Here is a 2,579-nt window from a genome sequence, read left to right as displayed (position 1 = left end):
TCGAGCAGCAGGCCGGTAATCTTGTCCTCAGTCGCTGGACGTACGACCCGGCAGACAGTCGTCTGCACACTCAGTCCAGTCGCAAAGACACCGGCGCAGTGCTGCAAGACCTCGAATATTTCTACGATCCCGTCGGCAATATCACCCGCATCGAAGACCACGCCTTTCAACCACGTTACTTCGCCAATCAGTTGATCGATGGCCACCGCAACTTCACCTACGACTCGCTCTATCGGTTGACCAGCGCCACCGGCTACGACGACGCCCCGCCACCGGACATTCCCGGCCTGCCGCAACCGGGCGACCCGAACAATCGCCTCAACTACACCCAGACCTACCAGTACGACAACGGTGGCAACCTGATCGAACTGTGTCACGTACGCGCCGGCAACAACTCGACCCGGCAAATGTTCATCGATCTGAAGAGCAATCGCGGGGAACGCTGGAAAACCGGCGACGAGCCGCCGGATTTCGACACTTTGTTCGATCGCCACGGCAATCAACTGACCGTGCAACCGGGCCAGCCACTGCTCTGGAATGCCCGCGATGAGCTGGAAAGCGTGATCCTGGTCCAGCGCGATGGCGGTTCCAATGATGCCGAGTACTACGGTTACAGCCAGGGTATGCGCGTGTTCAAGCGCCACGAAACCTTCGCTGCCAACGCCGAACATTTCCACCAGGTGCGCTATCTGCCCGGGCTTGAAATCCGCACCCGCGACAGCGGTGAAGAACTGCACGTCATCACGCTCGGCAACGCCCGCTGCCTACATTGGGCAGCGAAAAAAATCGATGAAATCGCCAATGACCAAATGCGTTACAACCTCGAAGATCATCTCGGTTCCAGCGTGATGGAACTGGATCAAGACGCCGTCATGATCAGCCAGGAAGGCTATTACCCCTTTGGCGAAACCGCGTGGATGGCACCGAACTCGGAAACCACGTACCGCTTCATCCGCTATTCGGGCAAGGAAATGGACGTCAGCGGTTTGTATTACTACGGCGCACGCTATTACGCGCCGTGCTTGCAGCGCTGGATCAGCACCGACGCAGAGCAGGCGGATGGTCTGAATTTATATGCATTCGTGGGGAATAACCCGGTCCGTTTTATCGATCCGGACGGTAACACGCGGGCAGAAAGCGTGATCATGCTGTATTCGGCGTTTGCTTCCGCCGTAGAAGGGCACTCCGAGGAAGTACTATGGCAACTACACAACATCATTAATCAAAATGTTGCACTGAACATGGCGGTGAATCTGGCGGGAGAAACCGTCAGAGGTATTGTCGGTTATGAAGGTGGATCTTTGGGCGGCACCCAATTTGACACCCTGTTTCCAGCACTTGAAGTGAAACCGAACGTGTTGAAACCTTCATCGTTGGTCGGTGGCAACATCGGGGGTGATGTCGCTGGGGCCATCCTTGAGCCGGTGGCAAACCATATCGGCCTGCAAGTCGGGCCTTTGATCCCGCAGACCTCGCAAATGTCCGTCAGCGCGATTGATCAAAGCCTGGGGATCGAGGCCCCCGTCAAGGAAATCAATTCATGGAAAGACTTCAAGAGCGAAGTGCTGCATCCGGCACTCAATTCGTTATTCAACCCATTATTTTTAATGAACAGGGTATTCGGGTCAGTGGTGGGGATTATTCCCGGCGCGCTTAATATGGGAAGTCGGGCGCAGGAAGCACAAGACATCAAGAACCGGCTTGACCCGGTGAAAATTGAAAAGATCGAAAAAATGCTCAGCGACTGGAAAGCGGCCATCGAACAACGGTCTGCATGGGCGGAAAACGCTTTTGACGCATTGGGCGTTGACAGTGTTTCGCCTGCCAATGTGCTCCCGAATGTCAATGCCAATACTTCCAGCGAAACGCTGGCCATCATTACGCGCTCTGGCTTGCAACAGAAAAACCGAGCCGTACTCGCCAACATCGCACAGGCTCAGGCCGGACTTGCGCGATACAAAGAGATGGGGACCACTGACAATCTGTACAAAGCAAGACAACGGCATCTTGCATCAAAAAAGCCGGGAAACACCTTGCTCACCAAGTTTAAAAACGGTCACTGAAACCATGCATTCACGCACGCCCTCCCTGACAGTGATTGACGGACGAGGCCTGCCAGTCCGCAAGGTCGCCTACCTGCGAAGCATGGCAGGCAACACGTCAAGCACCCTGGTGATCTGCCAGGAACACGATTTAGCCGGGCGTTTGATCACGCAACGCGACCCGCGCTTGTCCATGGCGAACACGGCGACTGTTTATTCGTTGAATGGCAATGCGGTGCTTATCGACAGCGTGGATAGCGGCTGGCGTGTGGTGCTGCCAGGGCTGGCCGGTGAACCTTTGCGCAGGTGGGATCAGCGCGGCAGCCATTGGCGCACGTGCTTCGATGAACAACTGCGGCTCGTGGCCGTCGAGGAAAATGGCGAGGTCGATGTCGATGTGTTCACCTATTCCGACGCCTCGGCCGAAGCCGGATACAACCGTCGCGGCCAGTTGCTGGAACAGAAAGACCGTTCCGGTTCGTTGCTCACGGACAGCTTTTCCCTGACCGGCCAGCCGCTGCGGGAAACCCGCACGTT

At 56.2% G+C, this 2,579-nt stretch carries 1 protein-coding gene and 1 pseudogene; both read left to right on the top strand.

Annotation, left to right across the window (positions count from 1 at the left end; all coding sequences use genetic code 11):
* The coding region (locus AACY02_RS25820) for an RHS repeat-associated core domain-containing protein (RefSeq protein WP_339434345.1) at positions 1-2,063 on the top strand (2,063 nt) is incomplete at its 5' end.
* A gap of 4 nt (positions 2,064-2,067) precedes the next feature.
* Positions 2,068-2,579, top strand: a pseudogene (locus tag AACY02_RS25815) (toxin); the annotation flags it as partial.

It is taken from the genome of Pseudomonas sp. EA_65y_Pfl2_P78 (genome assembly GCF_963970495.1).
Classification (GTDB): domain Bacteria; phylum Pseudomonadota; class Gammaproteobacteria; order Pseudomonadales; family Pseudomonadaceae; genus Aquipseudomonas; species Aquipseudomonas baetica_A.
This window is presented reverse-complemented; position numbering and strand designations above follow the sequence as displayed.